Origin of the sequence: Fuerstiella sp., assembly GCA_022447225.1 — a bacterium.
In the GTDB taxonomy this organism is placed as follows: Bacteria; Planctomycetota; Planctomycetia; order Planctomycetales; family Planctomycetaceae; genus S139-18.
Window position 1 is genome coordinate 25128 of record JAKVAZ010000019.1, and the last position, 25602, is coordinate 50729.

The window sequence follows — 25602 nt, forward strand, 5'->3', positions numbered from 1 at the left end:
AACCGGAAAGATTCGTTTGCGGTCTGGTGAGTTGCTGCAGACGGATACAAATATCGGCAGTCGATTCTCAGTCTGCTTGCTCTATTCTCTTTCCACGAGTACCAGCGGGGCGACTTCACCTGACTTTCGGACACGTCCATAAACGGTTTCGTTCATTGTGTGCAGCCCCATCACAGCTCGTGGTCCTTGTCCGGCACGCAGACTTCGGTAAATCAACAACTGGTGCTTACCGATCCTTACCCGAAATCCCGCAGCATTTCGTCCGTGCAGAACGGTCCGGGCTTCGGTCACCGTCAGCCGGTTCCAGTCAGCGTCGTACGCCTGGCGTTCCGGATGCCAGTCCAGAATCAGTGGCATGGAGGTGCCACCGAGATCCTCAGCTTCAGACGTCAGCAATCCATCTGCCGCTTCGAAGTGACCAGACGCGTGCCGGATTCGGTCGTCTTCCAGCCAGGCCGGGATCACCCGGGTTGAGACACAGTCGGCATGCAGTGCGATCTCCCGGGTGATTGAATTTGTCACGGCAAGCGGACTGGAAGCCAGGTGCAGCTGATTCTTTAGGCGGACTGTTTGCTCTGCGGAATCCGTGGTCACACTTTCGCAGATGACACCCATTCGGTCCTGCAGTGCCAGCATCACGTGCCGAACTACGTGCACCGAATCAGACGGGTCTGCTTCCAGTTCGATGAAAGCTGCTTCTTCGTCAGAGAACCAGCAACTGCATTTCCAGCCCTCAATCGGTCCGGTGACTTTACCATTCACCGTCAGTTCGCTCGACCAGATACCTGACAGCAAAGGTGTATTCAGCACAGCGAGGTGAATTGAAAGTTCCGGGCGATCCCAATTTACGACGCAAACATCAGAATCGACCTTCAGCCCCGAGCGCATAACGGCCATTTCCGCCCAGTCAGACTGATTGCTCGTTGCCAGTTGCCGTTTTCGTGTTTTTGCGGAACCAGTGCGACGTTTACCCTGGATATGGGCACGTACAAATGATGCGAACGGTGACGATTCACGCATTCCAACTGCCTGAATCCCGTGTTGCAAGATATCTGCCACTGAACGGTCAACGCTGCTCAGCTGCCGCGGTGGTCTGTTTACCAGTCCTGTCTGTACGAGCAGGACGGTACATGCCCTGACGGTATCTGCGAACCTGTATGTATCTTTAGGCTTCATCCATGAACACCGAAAGGCGGATCCCCAGTGCGCAGACCGCACCAGAGGCGCCAGCCAGGCGTCCGCCGACGAGATGAGCCCGGCATGCAGCATGCCGTCAGAATCCGTCCCCGCGTCGAGCCCCTGCCTCAGGACCTTGGCTGCCGCCCTGAATTGAGCTGTCTGTCCCTGAAGGTCACCAAGGACCAGACTGAGTAACAGAGGAAGTTCGCCATCACAAATCAGCTGCTGAATTGACTGCTGATGTTCGTCTCCTGTGCCTGAATCGGGGACGATTTTGTCGACATGACTTAAAGCGGTGTACAATGCCGCATATTCGGATTTACTCAATTTACGTCCGTGGCGAATAAGCGTGTCGACACCGATAAGAATTAGCAGTGGACGAAATTCACCTGCTGAAAGAGCTGCTGTTGCTGAGGATCGTGCGGTCAGTTGCTCCGTTTTGGTGCCTCGAAGCAACGACGTCAATTTACGATCTGTTGGTGAGATCCCGATTTCTTCGGCAGACCAGAGAATTGACGACTCTCCCGAGGCTATTGATGTTTCGAGACGTTTTCGTGCGGTACGATGATGTTTGGTCATCGCCTTTTGAAATTCGGCCGTTTGTCCGCAGCGTGCTGCTTTTTTGAGTGTTGAGTCAGCTCCTCCACGAAATTTGAGACCCGTCAATGGGTTCGTTTGCGTCTTCATAGACTGATTTACCTGTTGATGCGATCGGGAGATATGTGAGTTGAGTCAGTCAGGTCAGAATAGCGAAACGATGCAGACGAGACAAAGCCGCCGTTCCGGGGGCTTTGCACCTCTCCTGACGGGCAATCAACCATGAATGAATTAAGTCATTTCGATGAAAAGGGGGCCAGTCGCATGGTCGACGTGAGTGGTAAGGCCGTTACCAGTCGTCGGGCAAAGGCCGAAGGTTTTGTTTTAATGCGTCCGGAGACTCTGCGGATCGTTCGGCAGAAGGAGAGTTCGAAAGGCGACGTTCTGGAAGTGGCCCGATTGGCTGCCATTATGGCGACCAAACGTACGGATGAGCTGATTCCCCTGTGCCACTCTCTGGGCCTGGATTCCGCCCAAGTGGAATTTTCCTGTCCGGATCAAGAACGTTTAAGGATCGAAGTGGAGGTCCGGGCTTCAGGTCCGACAGGTGTTGAAATGGAAGCGCTGACCGCAGTGAGTATTGCTGCTCTGACTGTCTATGACATGTGTAAGGCTGTTGATCGGGCCATGGAGATTCGGGATATTCGATTACTGGAGAAAGAGGGTGGTCGTAGCGGACATTACCTGCGACAGCCTCCTGAAGGTGACTCATGAAGAGTGGAGCTGTTGAATAATCAACGATTCAGGGGACCGAACCGGAAGAGACGCAGGTGCCTGGCAGAGCTGATTCAGCGGACGAACTGGTTAAACGAGTTCAGTCAGCGATTGGTGATGATCTGACTCGCGTCAATCAGATTCTTGAGAAGCAGTTTCAAAATCCTCATCCGTATCTTGCAGACGTTCTGCAGCATGCAGGCCGCTTTCGAGGTAAGCAGATTCGTCCGATCCTGCTGCTGCTGTGTCGAAAGTCGATCAACGGGCATATCGAAGACTCGGCGCTCACACTTGGTGCCGCTGTTGAAATGATTCACACCGCCACTCTCGTTCACGATGATGTTTTGGATAAATCATTAAGCCGCACGTCATCTTGTTACCTGTTGCATACGCCGACTGACTGGACTGCCCGATTCGCAAGATCTTCGTCTGCTGGAATCGATCGTACGTTTTTCTGTGCAGCGCGAGAGTTAGATGAGGCAGATTGTTTGGCCGGAAAGAACGAGAGTGTCAAGTCGTCTCTACTGGCGGTCATCAGGATCAATTAGACAGATTTCTCACAAATCACTGCGATTCTGATCTCTGTCGGCGCTGGTTCCCGCCGGATAAACTTAACGAATCAGCATTGCGTCTCCGTAGCTGTAGAATCGATAGCGTTTTTCGACGGCCATGTGATAGGCCTGCATCGTCAGTTCATGGCCGGCAAAGGCGCCAACCAGGACAATGAGTGTGGATCCGGGGAGATGGAAGTTGGTCAGTAGCTGGTCAACGACCTGAAAACGGAATCCCGTGCGGATAAACAGATTTGTTGATCCACGGAACGCCGTCGGGGTTCCCGAGGCTGCTGCCGACTCCAGAGTGCGCACACAGGTAGTTCCCACGGCAATGATTCGTGAGCCTCGCGCCTTTGTTTCTGAAATGTCTGTTGCGGTATGTTCAGAAACCTCGCACCACTCAGAATGCATTTTATGTTCAGACAGTTGTTCCGTACTGACAGGTCGAAATGTGCCGATGCCGACATGCAGAGTAACCTGCGACCGGTGAATTCCCCGGTCTGTGATTGAGTCCAGCAGGGATTCGGTGAAGTGAAGACCGGCTGTGGGTGCCGCAATTGCTCCAGGACGATCACCAAAAACCGTTTGATATCGGTTCTGGTCGTTTTCATCCGCAACAGACCTGCCAATGTATGGAGGTAACGGCAGTGACCCAAACTGACTGAGCAGTTCCAGCGGATCACGCTGCAAATCAGGTCGTACTGTCCAGCTGCCGTCTTCCAGCTGTTCTTCCAGTGTCAGACATAATTCAGGTGTCGACCGGTCAGGCGGATGAATTGTGAGATTTTCACCTGGCTGAAGTTTGCCGCGTGTTTGGCCGGTAATTCTCCACAGTCCGTCGTGTGATTCGTTCAGGTACAAGCCTTCCCAGCGTCCGTTTGTTGCCGTGCGGTATCCGAACAGGCGGGCAGGAATCACCTTTGTATTGTTGAAGATCAGTCTGTCACCTGAAGGCAGGAGTTCAGGCAGATCCCGGATAGTGTGGTGCTCGATCGAACCTGATGCACGGTCAATGACCATCAATCGGGCGTCATCCCGGTTTTGTGCGGGGCGCACTGCAATCAGGTCCTGTGGCAGGCTGTATTTCCACGCGGAAATGTGATTCAGATCGGCAGTCATTCAGTGGCTTGCGCAATAGTTCGAGGTAAAGAGTCAACAGTCCGGGCGATTAAACAATTTTTATCCTGGTACGGAAAATTCCTGGACCACTAACCGGGCAGCCCGCAATCCATCGACCGCGGCGGTCACGATTCCCCCGGCGTAGCCTGCCCCTTCGCCCACAGGGTAGAGTCCGCGGAAGCCCGGGGCCTGTCCGGTATGACGATCTCGCAGCATACGCACCGGAGAACTTCCTCGCATTTCGGGTCCGGTCAGTACAGCATCGTCCAGGTACCGGCCCCGCCACTTTTGATTCATAATCGGCAGTCCCCGTTTTACAACGCTTAGAATCGATGGAGGCAGGAATGACGCCAGTGGATACGGCTTTGTGCCTCGCACATATGAGGACCTAACGTGACCCGCTGATGACGGGGTGCGATCGTCCAGAAAATCAACCACTCGCTGGAGTGGTGCGAGGTATTTGCCACCGGTGGCAACAAAGGCCGCGTGTTCGTATTTGCGCTGCAGTTCGACGCCTGCCAGCGGGTGTGTGCTCCCGAAGAGATCCGGAGAGATAGTGACCATGAGTCCACTGTTTGCGAACGCCGTATCGTGTCGTGAGTTGCTCATCCCGTTTGAGCAGAACATTTCGGGCTCGGATACGCTTGGGATAATAACTCCACCGGCACACATGCAAAACGTGAACACGTCACGGCTGCCCCTGGCAGTCAGTGAATAGTCAGCGGCGCCCAGGATATCCAGATATTCCGGCTTGCCGTATTTGTGTTCGTTGACGGCCTCCTGCGGGTGTTCGATTCGCAGTCCGGCCTGGAATGCTTTTGGTATCATCGGCAGGCCAGCTCGATAAAGCATTTGATACGTGTCCCGAGCACTATGTCCAATACCAAGAATACAGTGACATGTTTCGATGGTTCCGCAGGAAGTTGTCAGGCCCGTTAACTGGCCATCACGGATATTGAGGCCTTCAAGGCGGCAGTTAAAGCGATATTCGCCACCGAGATCTTCGATGCGTCGACGGAAATTGCGACAGATCATGGGAAGTTTATTACTGCCCAGATGAGGACGGTGTTCCCAGACCAGCGACGCTCGGCCACCGCAGTTAACGAAACGTTCGAGGACCCAGTCCACATCAGATCCGGTAACGCGACAGGTCAGTTTGCCGTCGCTGAAGCATCCGGCGCCTCCTTCGCCAAACAGGTAGTTGTTTTCGGCTTCATGGTCTGCACCCTGATCAAATTTACGATTTGCACGCACGCGACTTTTAACCGGCGGGCCTCGTTCAATGATCAGCGGACGGAAACCTCGAAGAGCCAGGTAGTAGCCGGCCAGAAGTCCGGCGGGGCCCGAGCCCACGATTACGGGTCTTTGTTCCATGGGCCTTGTGCCCGTATCCGGATCGTAGAATTTTTGACTTTCCCATCTGGCAATTCGGACTCCTGACGCCGTCCGGGGTTCTGTGTCAAGCTCTACGACGACGGAGTACTCAAATTTCAGGTCGGAGCGTTGCCGTGCATCGAGACTTTTGCGGAGAATTCGCAACTGTCCCATTTCTTCCACGGGAATCTGTAGTATCCCGGCAATCACAGTCGGAAGTTCCGTTTCAGACTGTTCAACCGGGACCCGTATGCCGGTGACACGAAATTGCATAGCGTGAACGCAGAACCCTTTCGGAGTGCAGCTCGATTTATCAGCCGGACGGCAACTTTATTGCGGAGTACAAGGGTTCGTGAAGTACACATCTCCGCAGGAATCGTCGCTGTACGTCAGATATAGCGGTTAATGATATTTTCGAGCATTTCCTGTCGTCCGCTGACGCTGGCGTCGGCTTCACCCTTTTCCAGCATGTATGCCTCAAGTTCTCCGAAAGATGACTCACCCTTTTCCACACGCTGACCGATACCGCAGTCAAAACTGCTGTAACGTTCTGTGACGAAGTCCGACAGCGCATTGTCTTTTCGGATCGCGGATGCAATTTTCAATCCCCGGGCGAATGTATCCATTCCCCCGATGTGGGCATGAAACAGGTCGATTGGTTCGGTGCTTTCACGCCGGACCTTTGCATCGAAATTAGTACCGCCCGGAGCCAGGCCACCCTGTTTGAGAATGACCAGCATGACCTGTGTGGCCAGGTAGATGTCGGTGGGAAACTGGTCGGTATCCCAGCCCAGCAGCAGGTCACCGGTGTTGGCATCGATACTCCCTAAAGCGCCCTGAATCGATGCGTATTCCAGTTCGTGCATCATCGTATGACCGGCCAGTGTTGCATGATTTGTTTCTATGTTGAGCTTTACGACTTCGAGCAGTTCGTACTGGCGAATGAAATTCAAACAGGCTGCAGCGTCGAAATCGTACTGGTGCTTTGTCGGTTCCTTCGGTTTTGGCTCAAACAGGAACTGACCTTCGAAGCCAATCGATCTGGCGTGATCCTTTGCCATATGCATAAATCGGGCAAGATGGTCAAGTTCACGTTTCATGTCGGTGTTGTAGAGATTCATGTAGCCTTCACGACCGCCCCAGAAAACATAATTCTCTCCTCCAAGTTCATAGGTGACTTCGATCGCTTTTTTTACCTGGGCTGCCGCATAGGCATAAACATCTGCATTGGGACTGGTAGCGGCTCCATGTGCAAATCGCGGATTCGAAAACAGATTAGCAGTCCCCCACAGTAATTTTACGCCTGTTTCCTGTTGAGCTTCCTTCAGACGGCCGACCACCTTGTCCAGGTTCGCATTCGTTTCACTGAGTGATGATCCTTCCGGGGCCACATCCCGATCATGAAAACAGTAGAAGGGGGCTCCGAGTTTTGTGATGAATTCGAATGCCACGTCGACTCTGCGCAGAGCGTTGTCCACAGAATCAGTATCGTCCTCCCAGGGACGCACCAAAGTGGGTGCTCCAAACGGGTCGACGCCCGTTGAGCGGAAGGTATGCCAATAGCAGACGCTAAACCGCAGCCAGTCACTCATTGACCGGCCTTCGATCATTTCTTCTGAGTTGTAGTGACGAAATGCGAGGGGGTTCTTTGACTCAGGGCCCTCGTATTCGATTCTGCTGACTTCGGGAAAGTAACTGGTCATGGATCAGGGGGCTTTCAGCTTGTTTGTGCTGTAACTTCAGTAATTTCCATGAACCGCGTGAACTGGTTAACGAGGCTGTTGCTGGCGGTGTCAAAAGTGCGGCAGGAACTGCCGCTGATATCTCGATCGGTCCATCGTAACGGTGGAAATTGCCGATTCCCATCGACACGCAGAGGTTTCCGACTGGTCCACCACGGAATATGGACTCGATCATTAATGATCGATGATACTACTCTGCAATTTACATATGAACTTATGTCCTCCATTCCGTCCTGGACTCCGGGATCGGAGGCAGGCATCGACTACACACGCTGTCATTCAACGGGAAGTCACTCACCATGTGGAAGAAGTCTCCAGGAGGCATATTCGCGACAGGGGTCGTTCTGAATCTGATTCTGCTGCCGGCGGCGATGAGTGCCGGTAAGGAGCGAATCGATCCGGATAACTTTGCGGCGGGTGGCAGTGCTTCCGCCGTTGCGGCACCGTCCGAGGAAACTGAAAATACCAGTGCAGATGCTGTAAAGTATCTGCTTCGTTACAAATTTTCTGACGGAGACGTCATTCGATACCGGTCTGAGAAGGTGGCCGAACAGTCTCTTGTCGTAGCTGGTTATAAAAAGACGGACCGCACCCGGGTAGAACAAATCCGACGGTTTCAGGTCAGCGGTCTGGAAGCCACCGGACAGGCCAATCTTGTGATGCAGTACGAATCTGTGATCATGTCAAGACAGGTTGATGATGGTGAACCGGTTGTTTTCCGCAGCGATATGAAGCGTTCCGAAATCCCGGCGCTGTTTGCTGGATTTGCCGACAAGCTGAGGGGGAACGCGCCCAAATTCGCGGTGATGCCCACCGGTGTTCCGCGAGACGATGACGGCAGGATCATCTTACCCGATCAGGATCCTCCAGGAGAAAAGAAAGAACAGCCGGAGACGCGGTTCATGCTACCACTGCCGGATTCGTCGCTGGCGGTCGGGGATACATGGAGATACATCACCCGCGTGAAAGTACGGGTTACGACGGAGATTGCCCGGGAAATTCAGCTGTTGACAACGTGTCGATTGGCGTCGGTCGTTGACGGTATCGCACGGATCAGGTTTTCAACGTCTCCATTGGGGCGGCTCAAGTCTGTGACTGAGAGAACTCAACTGGTCAGTGCGATGCCTCGAGGTTATTGCCTGATGGATATTGAGAAGGGACGGATCACGAAACGAGTCATCCGGAACAGTAGCAGTGTTCACGGAGTTCAGGGGCCGCAGACGCTCCTGACATATTCATCCGACTCAATTGAGGAACTCATGACGCCCAGGCCCCGCGTTGTTCAACGCTAGATTTAATCAGGCTCAGCATCTTACCGTTTCTCACCGGTCGTGGGTGACATTCGACCGTGGAGCCGATATTCCGGACTCTGGAAGTTGAGGTCACTTCAGAGCGGATGTGATATGTCCTGAAATAGGGTTCGACCTGACAAAGTTTCGCTTCACGGGAAAGACGTGACCGGAATCCAGCTCGTCCTTGACATCAGCGCGGGATCCTGACACCATGGCCAACCGAAAGCGACCGGCATCAGGGCGGGGAAACGAATTGTCAGTCTTGCCAGGGGCCGACGTCGGTTGATCTGCTTGGAAGGCCGGTTTTGTAACTGCGATTCCAGACCTGTTGGCGGCTTCAACCGTTTCCGATTTTGTTGTCGTTGCTGATTGCCAATCCATTTTGTGTTCGCGATTATTCGGTTTATTCTGACGCCGGGCAACTTTTTTTGAACAGGTGTCTGACACCCTCAGTTGTTTGAACTATCAGAGTTCCGTGTCGCATGAGATGCATTTTTTGTGATTTGCAGACGAATTATTGACCGGCAGGCACTTCGGATTCCTTAGTAACATTTGTGCACCAGAAGTGCATGACTCAGTCGAGGTCTTTGGTCATGGCCGTACCTAAGAGAAGACAATCCAGGTCTCGTTCCCGCAAACGCCGCAGCCACAATGCCGTGAAGCCGATACAATTGGCGCGCTGTCCGCAATGTGGAACTTCCCTTCCAACTCACGTCGTTTGTCCAACCTGCGGTTATTACCAGGGACGAACAATGGTCGAAGAAGACGAGGACTAGCCTGATGCGGATCGCGCTTGACGCGATGGGGGGTGATTTCGCCCCAATCCCCAACGTGCAGGGTGCGATGCAGGCAATCGGTCAGAATAAAGATCTGACGGTGATCCTGGTGGGGGACCAGTCGACACTGGAGTCATATCTGGATTCCCAGGGACTGACTTCCGACCGGATTTTTATTGTCGGGTCAGACGGTGTCGTGGGGATGGATGAGAAGCCCACTGTTGCGCTCAGGGAAAAACCAAATTGTTCAATCGCTCGTTGTTGGAAGTTGATGGCCGGAGGCGAGGCAGATGCCGTGGTGAGTGCCGGGAATACGGGCGCAGTGGTGGCGGCGGGCCTGCGGACGCGATTATTCCTGAAAGGAGTCAAGCGTCCCGGGATCGCTGTAACACTGCCGACACGCAGGGGGGCAAGTGTGTTGCTGGACGTTGGTGCGAATCCTGACGCGCGACCGGAGCACCTGTTGCAGTATGGGGTGATGGGAAGCATTTATGCTCGTGAGTTTCTCGGGGCCGGGGAACCTCTGGTTGGTCTGATGAACATTGGAAGTGAGGATGGCAAAGGCAACGACCTCTACCGTGAGACACATCAGCGATTGTCAGTTTCACGATTAAGTGATCGTTATGTCGGCAACGTGGAAGGACGAGGATTGTATCAGGGAGAAGCCGACGTCTTGTTGTGTGAGGGCTTCGTCGGAAATATTATCCTTAAGGTCAGCGAAGGAATTGCGTCTTTCATGATGCAGTCGCTCGCCGAATCACTGCTGGCTGAGTTAAAGGATGAACGTGAGCGAGCCGGTGCGGTATTGAGCGAACTGGGGCGCCGCTATCGTTATCAGGAAGCCGGAGGAGCGCCGCTGCTGGGGATCGACGGCACATGTATCATCTGCCATGGGTCGAGCGACGCAGATTCGGTCGCAAATGCACTGCTCATGGCGGTTGACATGGACGCACACAATATTAACTCACAGATTGTCGAACAACTGGCGATGCATACGGCAAACGTGTGATAAGTGTCGTCGAGCTTTGGTTTTGCCGCGGCTGAATCGTCAGACCGTTGGCGTTGCTTCAGGAATATGTCATGTCGAAAATTGCGCTTCTGTTTCCTGGTCAAGGAGCACAGCACGTTGGCATGGGACAACGTTTGGCGGAGCAGTATCCTCGCGCGCGGGATCTGTACGATACAGCTGCTGACGTGCTCGGTTACGACCTGGCAAAACTTTGTTTTGAGGGTCCGGCCGAGCGGCTGGATTCGACAATTATCAGTCAGCCGGCAATTTTTGTAAGTAGTCTTGCGGCCCTCGAAAAGCTCCGGGCAGACAATCCGGAGGTTGTTCTTGGATGTGAAATGGCAGCCGGCCTGAGTCTGGGTGAATACACTGCACTTGTTTTTGCCGGTGCCCTGTCGTTCGAAGACGGATTACGTCTGGTTCAGCGTCGAGGTCAGGCAATGCAGGCGGCGGCTGACGCGACACCATCCGGAATGGTCAGTATTCTACTGCTGGACGTCGACCAGGTGCAGGAAATCTGCAGAGAGGCTGCTGGCCACGGGGTTATTCAAATTGCAAACTATCTGTGTCCTGGCAACCTGGTAGTGAGTGGTGCGAATGCGGCCTGTGAACGTGCTGCGGAGCTTGCCGAAGCGGCCGGAGGCAGGGCTGTACCGCTGGCTGTTGCGGGGGCGTTCCATACAGAAATCATGAAACCGGCAGATAAGGTTCTGGGGGAAGCGATTGCTGATGTGATTCTGAAATCTCCTGATTTGCCGGTGATTTCCAATGTAGACGTAGAGCCGCATACGGTGCCTGAGGAGTCCTGTCACAAACTTGTTCGGCAGGTAGTTAATCCGGTGCGATGGGAAGAATCGATGCGTGCTTTACTGGATGCCGGTTGTACGGAATTCTATGAAATCGGACCAGGAAAAGTACTGAAGGGGCTGTTGCGACGTGTGAGTCGAAAGACGCCATGTACGACAATAAATGATTCGTTCGATGTGTGAGACTTTATATTATTTGAAGCAGCCGCGAATTCAGGATCCAACCGGGGCTTGATGAGTTTACTTTTTGAGCCGTACTGATACCGTAGGTCCGGTCTTTCGTCGCCATCAGGCGACTGATCACCTGTAGTGCGCTGAGTGCGCACCGGAACATGCGCAGCCTGACTGTTTCGACGTTCCCCGGACCACGTTCCGGCAGACACCTGATAACCGGTGTCGGGACTACCGAATTTTTCTGTGCAGTGTCCTTCCCACAGGTCGTCGACATATAAGTTATGCTGCAAGGACAACTTTTATGACATCAGCCAGATTGTCTCTGGACGGGCAGGTATACGAATTTCCTGTCGTTCAGGGAACTGAAGATGAAGTCGGAATCGAAATCGGACAGTTACGATCCCGGACCGGAGCTATCACACTGGATTCCGGTTTCACCAGCACCGGAGCGTGCACCAGTTCGATTACTTACATCGATGGGGCCAACGGGATTTTGCGGTACCGCGGGTACCCCATTGAGCAGTTGGCAGAAAAGTCAGATTTTGCAGAGGTTGCCTACCTGTTGTTGTATGGCGAACTGCCCAACGAAGATCAGTCGGCTGCGTTTCGGGCAGATCTCACGTACCACAGCATGATTCATGAGGACATGAAGAAATTCTTTGAAGGATTTCCCCCTAATGCTCATCCGATGGCGATTCTTTCGGCAATGGTGGCCTCGCTTTCAACCTACTACCCGGGCACTGAAAAAGAAGAAAACCGGGATACTAATTTCGTGCGTCTCATTGCAAAGGTTCGCACGCTTGCCGCATATGCCTACAAGAAATCAATTGGGCAGCCGACTATCTATCCTCGAAACGATTTGTCCTACGGGGCGAACTTCCTGCATATGATGTTTGCAGTTCCGGCAGAGGAATATCTGGTAAATCCGGTCATGGTCAAAGCACTCAACATGCTGCTGATCCTGCATGCCGATCACGAACAGAACTGCAGCACGGCGACCGTTCGGATGGTCGGCAGCAGTCGGGCCAACATTTTTGCGGCAATCTCTTCGGGCATTTGTGCTTTGTGGGGGCCGCTGCACGGCGGGGCTAATCAGAAAGTTCTGGAGATGCTGGAGGTCATTGCCGAAGACGGCGGTGGATATCAAAAGTGGATCGACAAAGCTAAGGACAAAAATGATGAATTTCGCCTTATGGGATTTGGTCACCGCGTGTACAAGAATTTTGATCCTCGTGCCACGATCCTGCGCAAGATGACCGGCGAGGTTCTTGAAGAGCTTGGCATGGAGGATCCGCTTTTGGAAATTGCCAGGAATCTGGAACGTGTGGCTTTGGAAGACCCGTATTTCGTGGAACGGAACCTGTATCCAAACGTTGATTTTTACAGCGGAATTCTGTATCGCGCCATGGGGATTCCAACGAATATGTTCACGGTCATGTTTGCCATCGGACGTCTTCCCGGCTGGCTTGCGCATTGGAAAGAACTTCGGGAAGACGAATCGGCACGCATCTACCGACCCCGGCAGATTTATACGGGACCCAGGGAGCGAACTTATCAGCCACTTTCCAAACGTTGTTAATGACTTCTCATGAGAGTCCCGATTACTGCGTTCCTGAACAGGGGCGTTCTCGTCTGCCCGCAGAATTAAGCTGACACTGTTTACGTAACCTGCCGGACAGTATTGAACGTCTTCCTTATGTTTTTGGCACCAGCCAGGCATGGAATTAGATGGTCGTTTTACGTGTGTCCGATATTCGATCCCTGACAGAGGTTATATGACATGTCCGACCCGCCGATTAAGATCGCTGTCAACGGAGCGGCCGGACGAATGGGCCGGCAGGTTACCTTGCTGACGCTGCAGGATGAACAGCTTGAGCTGGCAGCAGCACTCGAATTTGACAATCATCCGGACTTCGGCAGTGACGCCGGGACGGTCTGCGGTCATGGACCATGCGGTGTTTCGATTCAATCTGTGCTGGAACACCGCGTCGATGTTGTGATTGATTTTTCCACACCGGAAGGTGTGGAGTCGATCGTTGGTACGTGTGAGGATCGTCTGATTCCTCTGGTCCTTGCCACCACAGGTCTGTCGAAGAATCAACATTCGATTGTCGACACTGCTGCTCAGTCGATACCTGTCGTGTTAGCACCCAATATGAGTCTTGCAGTGAATCTGGTGATGAAACTGGTCGCAGATGCAGCGTCTGTACTGAGTCAAAACACTGCCGGCGTAGATGTTGAGATCATAGAACGACATCATCGATTTAAGGAGGATGCCCCCAGTGGAACTGCGCTTCACTTTGGAAACATCGTGGCTGAGAACATGGGGCAGACCCGGCACATACATGGTCGGGAAGGTCGGCCTGGTCTGCGTTCTCAGAACGAAATCGGATATCATGCCCTGAGAACCGGAGACAACGTTGGGGAACACACGATTGTATTCGGAATGATGGGAGAAACGATCGACCTGACCGTACGCGGCCATACGCGCGACAGCTACGCATACGGGGCATTGCAGGCTGCCAGGTTTCTCATCGGTAGAGGAGCAGGTATGTATTCCATGGCCGATGTCCTGGGTTTTGATGCATAAATGCGGATGTATTTGAAATGCGTGCTGTAATTCAGCGGGTCTCCCAGGCCGTAGTGACTGTCGATGGTGACGTGATTGGACGGATTGGTACGGGGTTTGTTGTTTTACTGGGTGTGGCCACCGACGATACCCAGGAGGATGTGATCTGGCTGGCAGGTAAAGTCGGTGGTCTGCGTGTGTTCAAGGATGACGCCGCTCGAATGAACCTGACGCTGCAGGACGTCAATGGTGCTGTTTTGGTCGTTAGTCAGTTCACGTTGCTGGGCGATTGTCGAAAGGGGCGTCGCCCAGGATTCGTGAACGCAGCACCACCGGAAAAAGCAGCCAGCCTGTATCAGAGTTTTGTTGCCGAGCTGCGCGGACAGGGGCTGACGGTTGAAACCGGGCAGTTCCAGGCTCACATGGAAGTGAGTCTGTGTAATGACGGTCCGGTGACATTATTGCTCGACAGTACCAGAACCTTCTGAGGTGACAGCCCCTGCCGACCGCGATGTCTGTCTGTGCGAACTGCTTCGAGGCCCCGGTCTAGGCCGGGCTGCTACTCATCGCTCTTTCCCAGGTGAAATAACTTGCGCAGAGCGTCCAGCATTCCGTGGGGGGGGCCTGATCTTGCTTCGTCCCGCAGAGTTTCCAGCGGTGGATGTAGCAGTTTATTGACGATGCGGTGCACTGTTTTGTCGATTGCTGCGCGATTCTCTTGGGAAAGATCAGGAAGCTTTCGATACAGAACATCGAGTTCTTCACCACTGATCTGTTCCATGTTTGCGCGAAGACGCTGGATTACGGGGCCGGTGGCGCGGTGATAGACGTCATGCAGAAACCGGTCAGTCTGCTCTTCTATGATCTGCCGGGCCCGTTTTACTTCCGACCGTCGGGCCTGTCGATTGATTTCACAGGTGGTTTCAAGTGCATCGATATCGTACAGAAACACGTTGTCATCAATGAACGCGACCTTCGGGTCGAAGTCCCTGGGGGCTCCGAGATCCAGAATCAGAACTGGGTGCCGATCTCCGCCCGCACGAATCGAGGCGAATCGGTCGCGATCAACGATTGCGCTGGTGGAACCCGTCGTACTTACGATGAGGTCTGCCCGTGCCAGCCAGTCGTCTAGATTCTCAAGTGAGTCCGTACGAGCATTGAACTGCTGAGACAGAACATCAGCACGCTCAGCACTTCGGTTGACAATAACGAAATTACGGCCACCTCCGTCGTGAATGTATCTCAGCGTTTCTTCTGCCATTTGCCCGGCACCAATAACAACGATGAGTTTGTTGTCGAATCGGTCAAAGATCGAACGTGCAAATTCTTCGACTGCTACGCTGGCGATTGAGACACGCCCCTCAGAGAGCTTTGTATCCGTGCGTACACGGGAGGACACTTTCAATGCGTGCTGAAACAGATGATTCGTCAGCGGGCCGCATGAATTCTGTTCTGTTGCGATTCGGTAGGCCTCTTTGACCTGTGTGACGATCTGCGGTTCTCCCAGAACCATACTGTCAAGACTGCACACGACTTCAAAGAGATGAGAAACGGCATCGCGACCGTAGTGGAACAGAACGCTGTCGGTCAGACCGTCGGAGGGAATGTCATGAAATTCAGAAACGAATTCTGTGAGACGTTTCGGAAATAGTGAATGATCTGTATTACCTTCCGCCGCATAGATTTCCACCCGGTTGCAGGTGGACAGTACGACCAGTTCAGAGTTGGGGTGTCGCTGATGCCAGTGCGCATAGGCTGCATTTAACTGGCCTTCGTTCGAAAACGCCAGCTTTTCACGGATGTCGAGACCCGCGTTGTGATGATTGCAGCTTAGAACAACGACATTCATTCGGAAGACAGTTTGGCTTGTTGCAGATCGCTGGTGAGGGGTGGTTCGGTCAGGCTGTCGCCGTTGTGAATACCACCAGTGACGAATGTGAGACCGAAGATTGTGACCAGCAGAAATGCGCCGGCCAGTAATGTTCTTCGAGCGACTGTTCGTCCCGTCTGAGCCTTTGTACGAACCAGCAGTGACAGGTTGTAAGTCATTGCAACCCACACCACGACTGTTGCCCAGACAATCGGGTCGTACCAGATGGTGCTGTTACCGTCCGATGTTGCATTGGTGAGAATAAATCCTGTTGACAGACCCGCAGTGAGGAACGGGAAGCAGGCCATGACAAGCCAGTAGTTGATTGCCGTCAGGCGTTCCAGATTTGGCAGTCTCAAACGACGTACCCAGGTGATTCGGCCATGCAGTTTGCGGTACTGCAACAGATACATCAGAGCCGAACCGCTTGCACCGGCCACAAGGCTGATGCCGATTACCAGCGAGGCCGCATGCAGCATCGTCCACCAGCGACCGGCCCCGGATCGTTCAACATTCGCCGGTCCGGAATCGACACTGATTGCCAGTAGCACAAGGAGTACCACAACGGGTAAAAGAAAAATCCCCTGAGACGATCGGGTTTGAAAAGTGAGCAGCAACAGGAGTGTAACACCCAGCCACGCCAGAACGAGGAGCCAGTCGTGGCTGCTGCCGACCAGTGGTGGTAGACCGGAAGACCGAAATCTCGCGATCAGGTAAGCTGTGTGAGCGATCAGTCCGGCCAGTGCAGCTGCAAACACGACTGTTTGCAGCGTGCGCGTACGGCACCGTACAAACTGAGCCACTTCAGCAGTCAGCGCGACCAGATAACTGAGCAGGAAACACGTCAGGTTGACTCCAAGAAGAAAATCCATAGAAACCATCGACTCAGGTTTATGAAATGGACCAGCTCCATTTTAGAATCCGGTGGAGCAGGCAGGAAGCCGGCGTCGACTGCTGACACCAGATAACCATTATTCGCAGCAGACGGAATCGTTGCAACCTGCATCATTCGTCCAGTGCAGACAAATCAACCGGTCGCACAGCAGCCGGGGACACTTACGGTCAGCACGCCTGTCCGTGTGGTCGAAGCCGTTAATCCGACAATCTTGCCGCCAACTGCCGGAGGATCTCAGGGCTTTCCTCTCAAACATCCGATATTTCAGTGCCGGCAGCAACAGCCACTTGAGACGATCGGGTTAGGGCCGTACAAAACCGGCTGCAAAGTGTTCGTCACTCGTTAGGAATGTGTGGTTACTCATGTTTTCAAAACCTCGTCGCCAGCCGGAACAACTCAGGAGTTTTCGTTTTTTTGGCCCGGACGATCTTCGCTCCTTTGGGCATCGATCGCGTCAAAAACAATCCGGGTATGCTACCGAAGAATTTGAAGGGAAGCCGGTCATTGCGCTTCTGAATACCGGTAACGACCTGATCAGCTGTCATGCTCATTTTCGCCAGCGTGTAGACGACATCAAACGAGGTGTGTGGCAGGCGGGTGGATTTCCCGTGGAAGTGCCGGTGATGGGGCTCTCGGAATCGTTCATGAAGCCCACGTCGATGTTTTATCGCAACCTGCTGGCAATGGAGGCCGAAGAAGTTCTGCGAGCTCACCCGATTGATGCCGCTGTACTCATGGGGGGATGTGACAAGACGATCCCGGCTTTGCTGCTGGGTGCACTGAGTGCAGACGTACCGAGCATTGTGATGCCAGGGGGACCGATGAGTCGGACACAATGGCGAGGAGAGTCTCTAGGCAGCGGCAGTGACGTCTGGAAGTACTGGGCTGAACGCGGCGCGGGACGACTGTCCTGTGATGCGTGGTGTGAACTGGAAGACTACATTGCCCCGTCTGCCGGGCACTGTATGACAATGGGAACAGCGTCGACGATGACATCCATCGCTGAAGCGATGGGTATGTGTCTGCCGGGAGCCGCATCAATTCCGGCAACTCACGCATCACACTCGCGTATGGCGGCAATGACGGGACGTCAGGCGGTTGAGCTGGCATGGTATGACATACGTCCTCAGCAGTTGATGACGCAGGATGCATTTGACAACGCGATTGTAACACTGATGGCCATCGGAGGGTCTACAAATGCAATTGTGCACCTGATGGCGCTGGCCGGACGTGCCGGAGTACAGCTCAAACTGGAACGGTTTGACGAATTGTCAAAAACAACCCCGGTCCTCGCGAATCTGCGTCCCGCCGGTGAATTTGTGATGGCGGATTTTTTCGATGCCGGAGGACTGCGTGGCCTCATGTCACGAATTTTGCACCTGTTGAATACAGATGCATCCACTGTAGCGGGGATCACTCTGGGTGAGTCGATGCGCGGTGCAGAAATTTACAATGATGATGTGATCCGCAAAGCAGATAATCCGGTCTGCACCGGCAGCAGTCTGGCTGTTTTGCGAGGGAACCTGTGTCCGGACGGTGCTATCATTAAACCGCCGGCTGCCGATCCCGAACTTTTGAACCATACCGGCCCGGCAGTTGTCTTTGCCGACTATGCGGACCTCAAGGCACGCATCGACGATCCTGCTCTGGAACTGACGGCTGATCACGTAATTGTTCTGCAGAACGCGGGGCCCGTGGGGGGACCAGGGATACCGGAATGGGGGATGTTGCCGATCCCAAAAGCACTGTTGAAGCAGGGAGTTCGGGATATGGTGCGGATCAGTGATGCTCGAATGAGTGGAACCAGTTATGGTACATGTGTTCTGCACGTGTCACCGGAATCGGCGGCAGGAGGTCCCCTGGCATTTGTGCGCGACGGAGACAAAATTACGCTTGATGTCGCCGGCAGACTGCTGGAGGTTGACATCGATGAAGAAGAATTCTCGCGCCGTCGCAGCGAATGGACTCAACCGCCGAAACGCTTTACACGAGGCTACGGGCACCTGCTGGAAAATGAAATTACACAGGCGTGCGACGGTTGCGATTTCCGGTTCCTGCAGTCTGATGGTTCGCAGACTGCCGAGCCCGACATCTACTGATGAACCCGACATCTGCTGATGAAATTGTCCCGTCATTTACGGCGTGTGGGTTTGTATTGATGAGTCGGCTGGCCAATGACTCCTTCGGCGGCTTCCATGAGTGTTTCTGAAAGGGTGGGATGCGCATGGATCGATTCGGCGAGGTCGCGCGCGGTGGCGCCCATTTCCATCGCCAGTACAGCTTCGCCAATCATTTCGCCGGCTCCTGGTCCGACGATTCCAACCCCAAGAATACGTTGTTTTTTTGATTCCACAATGAGTTTTGTGAGGCCTTCGGTGCGGCCCAGACTGTGTGCACGGCCGGACGCGGCCCAGGGAAATCGTGTGACGACAACGTCTGTGCCCTGCTGTTTGGCTTCGGCCTCCGTTATGCCGCACCATGCCAGTTCCGGATCGGTAAACACGACTGCCGGTATCGCTACATTGTCGAATTCACCAGGCTCTTTCAGCAGTGTTTCCACGGCGACATGGCCTTCACGCGTTGCCTTGTGTGCGAGCATGGGCTCCCCGGCCACATCTCCGATCGCCAGCAATAGGGGATCCTTGGTTTGCTGCTGACGGTCCACCTTAATGAAGCCGTACTGATCCAGTTCCACATCTGTATGTTCCAGGCCGATGCCCCGACTGTTCGGTCGGCGACCAACGGAAACGAGAACTCGATCGAACTTCTGCAGCGGTTCCACGCCATCACCCTGGAGCGCCGCCACGATGCCGTCGGCTTCGGCAGTCAGGCTTTCGACTTTGGTCTTCAGATGGATAGCTGAGAACTGCCGGCTGAGTTGCCTTTGCAGCGGCCGGACGAGATCCCGGTCGGCTCCCGGCAGCAGACCGTCGGTCATTTCAACAACGACGACGTCACTTCCAAGTGCTGCGTAAACAGAACCCATTTCCAGTCCGATATATCCCCCGCCGATGACCAGCAGACGTTCGGGAACATCGCGTAATTCGAGTGCGCCTGTCGAATCCATCACACGACCGTCACCGATATCAAAGATGGGAGGCATCGCCGGAACTGACCCCGTGGCGATAATTCCGTGATCAAATGTGACGGTTGACGATGTCCCGTTCGAATGAGCAAGAGACAGCGTGGAGGAATCGTCGAAGGTGCCGCGAGCCTTAATCAGTTCGACTCCCCTTGCCTGACACAGCTGTTCGATGCCGCCGGTCAGTGATCCGACCACATTTTCCTTGAATCCCCGTAATTTGTCGATGTCGATTTGTGGGGGGGCAAATGTAATGCCCCATTGGCTCGATTCGCGTGTTTCATTGATGAGTTTGGCGACGTGCAGCAGCGCTTTGGAAGGAATGCAGCCTCGGTTGAGACAAACGCCTCCCGGGGTGGTTCCTTCGTCGATGAGTGCGACCTTCAGGCCGTGATCGGCGGCAGCAAAGGCAGCCGGGTATCCCCCCGGACCGCCACCGAGAACGACAAGCTGAATGTGATTGTGTGACATAATCCCCAGATTCCGACTTTGGATGAAATTCAGTGGCTTCGTTACAACACGTCGACGCCGTTCGTGTTGACAGGTGTTTTCGGCATTCCCGGATCCCGCGGTCCGACGTTAAATGCCTCAGTCAAATCGTTATTGGCAGGCGGCTCACGTCGGTATCAAAACAGTTCAAACAGATTTGTCAGACTGCCGGACAGCTTCACGATAAAACGTGCCGCATCAGCACCGTTGATCGCTCGATGATCATAAGACATAGACAATGGAAGCATGACACGTTCCACAACTTTACCGTCTTCGAGCTTCAGTTGTTTTTGACTTCGGGACAGACCAAGGATAGCTACTTCAGGATGGTTTACGATGGGCGTAAAACATGTACCACCGATGCCTCCAAGATTTGTGATCGTGAACGAAGCGCCTCGCATCTCTGCTGATGTGAGTTTTCGCTCACGCGCACGTTCTGCGAGGTCGGTTAATTCGGCGGCAACCTGAAGCACGTTCTTTTGATCACAGTTGCGAATAACCGGGACAACCAGCCCTTTGGGTGTGTCAACGGCAACACCGATATGGTAGTAGCGTTTCAGCACCCATTCTCCCGTTTCCATGTCCAGGCTGGAGTTGAAGTGCGGGAAGGCTCTCAGGGCTCCGACGACCGCTTTGATGACGATCGCTGTCATCGTGATTTTTGGTGACTGTGGATTGGACTGCACGTAGCGTTTGCGGGCAATTTCAAGCTCAGTGACGTCGGCCAGATCATGCTGGGTTACGTGAGGGATTGTCAGCCAGGAGGCATGAAGATTACTGGCAGCGGAGCGATAGATTTTATTGAGCGGTTCGCGATCGACAGGGCCGAACTGGCTGAAGTCGGGTAATGCAGCTGCCTGAATCATGCCCGTATTCAGAGATGTGGTTCGGGAGGTCGGTTCCGTAATTTTGACCCGAACAAATGCTTCCACATCTTCGATTGTAATGCGGCCTCCCCGAGCCGTTCCGGTAACCTGTGCAAGATCAACTCCCAGTTTACGGGCGACTCGTCGTGTAGCGGGGCCTGCCGGAGGGGGTGGTTGTCCATCATTCAGCGGAACGGAAGATTTTGGTGATACTTCTGATGCCGGGGCTTCCGAAATATCCTTCGACGGCTGCGGCACTGCTGGTTCCTGTACCGCAGGCACGTTGCTGTCCGATGTGTCACCAGCGGTGGTTTCGATTGTAATGAGCCGCGCGCCGACTTCGAGTTTGTCACCACTTGCAACATGTACGGCAGTGATTGTCCCTGAATGAGGACATTCGATTTCTGCGACAGCCTTATCTGTTTCGACTTCGCAAATGATGGTGCCCGATTTGATGACGTCTCCCGACGACACCATGACTTCGGCGACATCAACCGCAGTGACTCCTTCGGAGACTTCCTGCAGAGAAAACTCAATTTCAGCAGGTTCTCCGCTTTCTGTATCCGGCGGAGCCTGCGGCGACGATTCCGTAGTGTGCTGCGCGGGCTCTGATACATCAGAGACAGCAGCAGGGGCGGAAGACGGAGTAGAAGTCGCCCCGTTTGAACCTGCTGACTCTTCGATAACAAGCAGCGGAGCATCGATGGCGACAGAATCACCGGCAGAGATCAGGATTTCTTTCACCGTCCCGGCATAGGGGCACTCGATGTCGGTCGCAGCTTTATCCGTTTCAACTTCGCAAATGATGGTTCCCGCATCAATAACGTCTCCTGGTGCTACAGTAATTTCTGCAATGTCGACGGATTCGACACCTTCTGAGACCTCGGGCAGTTTGAATACGATCGTCATGATTTAACTCAGCGGGAAACTGGGATCTTTAATTTCATACATGGATGTCAAATCAGCTCATGCGTTGACGGGAAAAATTGCATCCGGATCAAGCTCCAGCTGTCCGATCGCCTGCCGAAGTTGTTCCACTTCGACTGTGCCCATACGGGCAAGCCCCTGGAGGGCGGCATATGCAGTCGACTCTGCATCAATGCGGAAGTGGCGACGTAACTCGTCGCGAGTTTCACTGCGCCCAAATCCGTCTGTTCCCAAAACAATGTATTGCCCGGGAACCCATTCACGAATCTGGTCGGCGACCAGCCGTACGTTGTCACTTGTGGAAACAAACGGTCCGTTGATACCGTCAAACATTGATTCCAGATAACTGACTCGAGGAGTTTCAGCGGGGTGCAGATCATTCCAGTGTCGACATTCCATTGCCTGCCGACGCAGTTCGCTGTAGCTCGTGACACTCCAGACGTCTGAGCCGATTCCGAATTGATCTGACAGAATCTGCTGAGCCCTGATGGCACTCCGAAGAATCGGACCGCTGCCAAGCAGTTGAGGTCGGTGCTGCTGTCCGTCGGCGCTGTCCGTACTGCTGTAGCGGTACATTCCGTTGATGATGCCGTCGGTCAGGCCGTCAATCTCCGGCATTTTTGGCTGAGCATACGCTTCATTGTACACACTCAGATAATAGAAGATTTCTTCACCTTCACCATACATACGACGCAGACCTTCCTGCACGATGACTGCCAGTTCGTAGCCCCAGGCCGGGTCGTAGGCCCGCAGTGTGGGGACCGTGGTGGCCATCAACTGACTGTGTCCGTCCTCGTGCTGCAGTCCTTCTCCATTGAGGGTCGTGCGACCTGATGTGCCGCCGCACAGGAAGCCCTTACAGCGGGAATCTGCTGCACACCAGATCAAATCTCCGACTCGCTGGAAGCCAAACATTGAGTAGTACACGTAGAACGGAATCATATTCCTCCCAAGATCCGCATGCGCTGACCCGGCGGCAATGAATGACCCCATGGCACCGGCTTCATTGATACCCTCTTCCAGCAACTGACCGTCCCGGGATTCCTTGTAGAACATGGCGGAGATCGAGATCTTGTCCACCGGTTCGTACAGCTGTCCTTTACTGGAATAGATCCCGATCATTTTGAAGAGACCTTCCATTCCGAATGTCCGGGCCTCATCCGGAATGATGGGTACGATTCGATCTTTCACACCTTTGTGACGAACCAGGCCTCGTATAATTGCGCCGAGCGTTCCGGTCGTCGAACCTTCATCACCGGAACTGCCCGGCAGGAGGCCTTTCGCCTGAAATACTTTGTCGTCAAGTGCCGGCACTTCGAGTCGTTCCTCAGTAGGATTTCGCTCGGGTACGAAACCTCCCAGGGTTTGGCGCTGCTTTCGAAGATAAACCATTTCCGGACTGTCGTCGGCCGGTTTGTAAAAGGGCACGTTGTCGACATCGTCGTCGCTGATCGGAATGGAAAATCTTGTTCGGAAATTACGAAGTTCCTGTTCATTAATTTCCTTCTGATTGTGCGCGACATTGCGCCCTTCACCCGCTTCCCCAAGTCCGTAGCCTTTGACCGTTTTTGCCAGGATGACCGTGGGAGCCCCCTTGTGGTTCACGGCCGCCTGGTACGCTGCGTAGACTTTTTCCGGGTCGTGCCCGCCGCGACGAATCTTCTGCATCACTTCGTCATTGAGATGGTCGACCATCTTCAGGACGTCCGGATCTGCACCAAAGAAATGGCTGCGGATGTATTCACCGGATGACACGGTGTACTTCTGGTACTCGCCGTCGACGACTTCGCCCATACGCTTGACGAGTTTTCCGTCGACGTCCGCGTCCAGCAGCGGATCCCAGTCAGCTCCCCAGATGACTTTAATCACGTTCCATCCGGCTCCCCGGAACGCAGCCTCCAGTTCCTGGATGATTTTTCCGTTGCCGCGAACCGGTCCGTCAAGCCGCTGCAGGTTACAGTTGATGACCCACGTGAGGTTGTCCAGTTTTTCGCGTGATGCAAGTGTGAGTGCACCCAGTGATTCGGGCTCATCGCATTCCCCGTCGCCCAGGAACGCCCACACACGGGACATTGATGTATCCATCTGTCCGCGATGTTCCATGTATCGCAGGAACCTTGCCTGGTAGATCGAACAGATGGGACCGAGTCCCATCGAGACTGTGGGGAATTGCCAGAAATCGGGCATGAGCCACGGATGCGGATAACTGGACAGGCCTTCTCCGGCCGGCAGTTCCCGGCGAAAGTGTTCCAGGTGCGATTCATTGATACGTCCTTCCAGGAACGCACGAGCATACATGCCAGGGGAGGCGTGTCCCTGGAAGTAGACCATGTCACCGAGGTGTTTGTCCGTCTTTCCGTGGAAGAAATGATTCTGAGCGACTTCGTACAACGTGGCGGAGGACGCAAACGTAGAAATATGTCCTCCGAGTCCGTGGTGATGCTTGTTTGCTCGATGGACCATTGCCATCGCATTCCAGCGTACGATGCTCTTGATCCGACGCTCAATCTCAAGGTCGCCCGGAAAACGCGGCTGCTCCGAGTGATGAATCGTGTTGATATACGGTGTGTTTGCGCTAAACGGGAGCTTGACGCCCTGCTGGTAAGCTCGCTCCTGAAGCTGGATCAGCAGCTCTTCCAGTTTATTGGATCCGTATCGATGCAGGATATCATCCAGTGAGTCGAACCACTCCTGCATCTCATTCGGATCAATTCCTGATTGGGCATCAGGATTGATGTCAACGACTGTCTGATTGACCATCAATTGTCTCTTCCGTGCCCCAGGCATGCAAAAATAGCCTGGGTTGAATGGGGGCATGCAGACTCAATCGGAACCTGCGGGATGTTCGGGGAACAGGCACGCACGATCGTGCGGGTTGTGGGCGTCAGAGATCTGTCGCTGCAGACCACCGGAATTGTAGATGGAATCGGGCAACACGACAAATCGGCACCACAGGGACAGACTGTCAGCCGGACAGATATCTCTACATAAATTCTGACGACGAGCCTGAATGTCGTCATCATCATCTATATCTGTCATTCGTTGGGGACGTCCGTATTCTCAGAAATAGATATATTTCAGGACATTAGGCATGCTGATTGGTGATAATCGCCCAGGAAAGACGGATGAGCAGACCCGTTTTGCATGTGCGGAGTTTCCGCTAAGCAAGCTTCGCCACAAGGGTACGGCAACGTATCCTGGTCGCAGAGTTTGCAGGTCAGGAAAGGACAGGGGCTATCGTGCTGCGATCCGCAGCTGACAAATCCCGGGTCAGATCAGGAATTACCTCGTTTTCCTGACGCCGACGGGATTTGTCTCAGCAACGATACCGAATGTGGGCCCGCTGCCTGATGGTTTCTGTTCCAGGAGACAAAGGGAGATGCCGTTTCACTCCGAATTCACTCGGAAGCGAATAAGATAAACTCGATTGGGTGCCCTGCCGCTTTTACAGTATGGCATTAGACTTGATTCGTCTTTCTCGTTCAGGATCCACGAGTCCGGGTCTCCGCAGCACGATGTATCCGACGGAATGTCGTCGGACCAGGTTCTTGCGGTACCGATGGGCGAC

The 25602-nt window shown here is 53.9% G+C and carries 20 protein-coding genes; 10 read left to right on the plus strand and 10 right to left on the minus strand.

The annotated features are described in order from the left end of the window. Positions 1–81 precede the first annotated feature (81 nt). Positions 82–1866: a hypothetical protein gene (locus MK110_18665; protein MCH2213327.1), complete on the minus strand. Its 1785-nt coding sequence runs from the start codon at positions 1864–1866 to the stop codon at positions 82–84. A 132-nt stretch (positions 1867–1998) separates the two neighbouring features. On the opposite strand from MK110_18665, the gene moaC reads away from it, so the two are divergent. Together moaC and MK110_18675 are read left to right on the plus strand one after the other, a co-directional pair. Continuing rightward, complete coding sequence (gene moaC / locus MK110_18670; GenBank protein MCH2213328.1) at positions 1999–2490, plus strand: cyclic pyranopterin monophosphate synthase MoaC; 492 nt, start codon at positions 1999–2001, stop codon at positions 2488–2490. 56 nt (positions 2491–2546) lie between these two features. Then, positions 2547–3038 (plus strand): polyprenyl synthetase family protein, encoded by a 492-nt coding sequence (locus MK110_18675; GenBank protein MCH2213329.1) that lies wholly within the window; start codon positions 2547–2549, stop codon positions 3036–3038. A 63-nt stretch (positions 3039–3101) separates the two neighbouring features. Here MK110_18675 and queA read toward each other — a convergent pair whose 3' ends face one another. The 3 genes from queA to xylA all read right to left on the minus strand — a co-directional run bounded on the left by queA (position 3102) and on the right by xylA (position 7240). After that, the gene (gene queA / locus MK110_18680) at positions 3102–4163 is read right to left on the minus strand and encodes a tRNA preQ1(34) S-adenosylmethionine ribosyltransferase-isomerase QueA (protein MCH2213330.1); all 1062 of its coding nucleotides are present in this window, start codon (positions 4161–4163) and stop codon (positions 3102–3104) included. Between the two features lie 60 nt (positions 4164–4223). Next, positions 4224–5810 carry an NAD(P)-binding protein gene (locus tag MK110_18685; GenBank protein ID MCH2213331.1) on the minus strand — a complete coding sequence of 529 codons (1587 nt, stop codon included), beginning with the start codon at positions 5808–5810 and terminating at the stop codon, positions 4224–4226. A 116-nt stretch (positions 5811–5926) separates the two neighbouring features. Next, positions 5927–7240 (minus strand): xylose isomerase, encoded by a 1314-nt coding sequence (gene xylA, locus MK110_18690; protein MCH2213332.1) that lies wholly within the window; start codon positions 7238–7240, stop codon positions 5927–5929. 338 nt (positions 7241–7578) lie between these two features. Between xylA and MK110_18695 the strand changes: the two genes are divergently transcribed. The 7 genes from MK110_18695 (at position 7579) to dtd (ending at position 14393) form a co-directional block, all read left to right on the plus strand. After that, on the plus strand, positions 7579–8571 hold the full coding sequence (locus tag MK110_18695; GenBank protein ID MCH2213333.1) for a hypothetical protein: 993 nt from the start codon (positions 7579–7581) through the stop codon (positions 8569–8571). Positions 8572–9164: 593 nt separating this feature from the next. After that, positions 9165–9347: a 50S ribosomal protein L32 gene (rpmF, locus tag MK110_18700; protein MCH2213334.1), complete on the plus strand. Its 183-nt coding sequence runs from the start codon at positions 9165–9167 to the stop codon at positions 9345–9347. A gap of 4 nt (positions 9348–9351) precedes the next feature. Next, complete coding sequence (gene plsX / locus MK110_18705) at positions 9352–10356, plus strand: phosphate acyltransferase PlsX (protein ID MCH2213335.1); 1005 nt, start codon at positions 9352–9354, stop codon at positions 10354–10356. 71 nt (positions 10357–10427) lie between these two features. Beyond that, on the plus strand, positions 10428–11345 hold the full coding sequence (gene fabD, locus MK110_18710) for an ACP S-malonyltransferase (GenBank protein ID MCH2213336.1): 918 nt from the start codon (positions 10428–10430) through the stop codon (positions 11343–11345). A 292-nt stretch (positions 11346–11637) separates the two neighbouring features. Next, on the plus strand, positions 11638–12915 hold the full coding sequence (locus tag MK110_18715) for a citrate synthase (protein MCH2213337.1): 1278 nt from the start codon (positions 11638–11640) through the stop codon (positions 12913–12915). Between the two features lie 201 nt (positions 12916–13116). Then, entirely contained in the window at positions 13117–13926 is an 810-nt protein-coding gene (gene dapB / locus MK110_18720; GenBank protein ID MCH2213338.1) for a 4-hydroxy-tetrahydrodipicolinate reductase, read from the plus strand. Between the two features lie 17 nt (positions 13927–13943). Next, complete coding sequence (gene dtd / locus MK110_18725; GenBank protein MCH2213339.1) at positions 13944–14393, plus strand: D-aminoacyl-tRNA deacylase; 450 nt, start codon at positions 13944–13946, stop codon at positions 14391–14393. A 71-nt stretch (positions 14394–14464) separates the two neighbouring features. Here dtd and hemA read toward each other — a convergent pair whose 3' ends face one another. Then, positions 14465–15754 (minus strand): glutamyl-tRNA reductase, encoded by a 1290-nt coding sequence (gene hemA, locus MK110_18730; GenBank protein ID MCH2213340.1) that lies wholly within the window; start codon positions 15752–15754, stop codon positions 14465–14467. Continuing rightward, entirely contained in the window at positions 15751–16647 is an 897-nt protein-coding gene (locus MK110_18735) for a cytochrome c biogenesis protein (GenBank protein ID MCH2213341.1), read from the minus strand. Before MK110_18735 ends, hemA begins: the two co-directional genes overlap by 4 nt. 385 nt (positions 16648–17032) lie before the next feature. On the opposite strand from MK110_18735, the gene araD reads away from it, so the two are divergent. Continuing rightward, positions 17033–18769 carry an L-arabinonate dehydratase gene (gene araD, locus MK110_18740; protein MCH2213342.1) on the plus strand — a complete coding sequence of 579 codons (1737 nt, stop codon included), beginning with the start codon at positions 17033–17035 and terminating at the stop codon, positions 18767–18769. Between the two features lie 32 nt (positions 18770–18801). On the opposite strand, the gene lpdA is transcribed toward araD, so the two are convergent. The 4 genes from lpdA to MK110_18760 form a co-directional block, all read right to left on the minus strand. Beyond that, positions 18802–20223, minus strand: coding sequence for a dihydrolipoyl dehydrogenase (lpdA, locus tag MK110_18745; protein ID MCH2213343.1), 1422 nt, complete (start codon positions 20221–20223; stop codon positions 18802–18804). A 155-nt stretch (positions 20224–20378) separates the two neighbouring features. Continuing rightward, complete coding sequence (locus MK110_18750) at positions 20379–22016, minus strand: 2-oxo acid dehydrogenase subunit E2 (protein MCH2213344.1); 1638 nt, start codon at positions 22014–22016, stop codon at positions 20379–20381. A gap of 57 nt (positions 22017–22073) precedes the next feature. Then, positions 22074–24794 carry a pyruvate dehydrogenase (acetyl-transferring), homodimeric type gene (gene aceE, locus MK110_18755; protein ID MCH2213345.1) on the minus strand — a complete coding sequence of 907 codons (2721 nt, stop codon included), beginning with the start codon at positions 24792–24794 and terminating at the stop codon, positions 22074–22076. A 63-nt stretch (positions 24795–24857) separates the two neighbouring features. Beyond that, positions 24858–25073 carry a hypothetical protein gene (locus MK110_18760; protein MCH2213346.1) on the minus strand — a complete coding sequence of 72 codons (216 nt, stop codon included), beginning with the start codon at positions 25071–25073 and terminating at the stop codon, positions 24858–24860. Between the last annotated feature and the right edge of the window lie 529 nt (positions 25074–25602).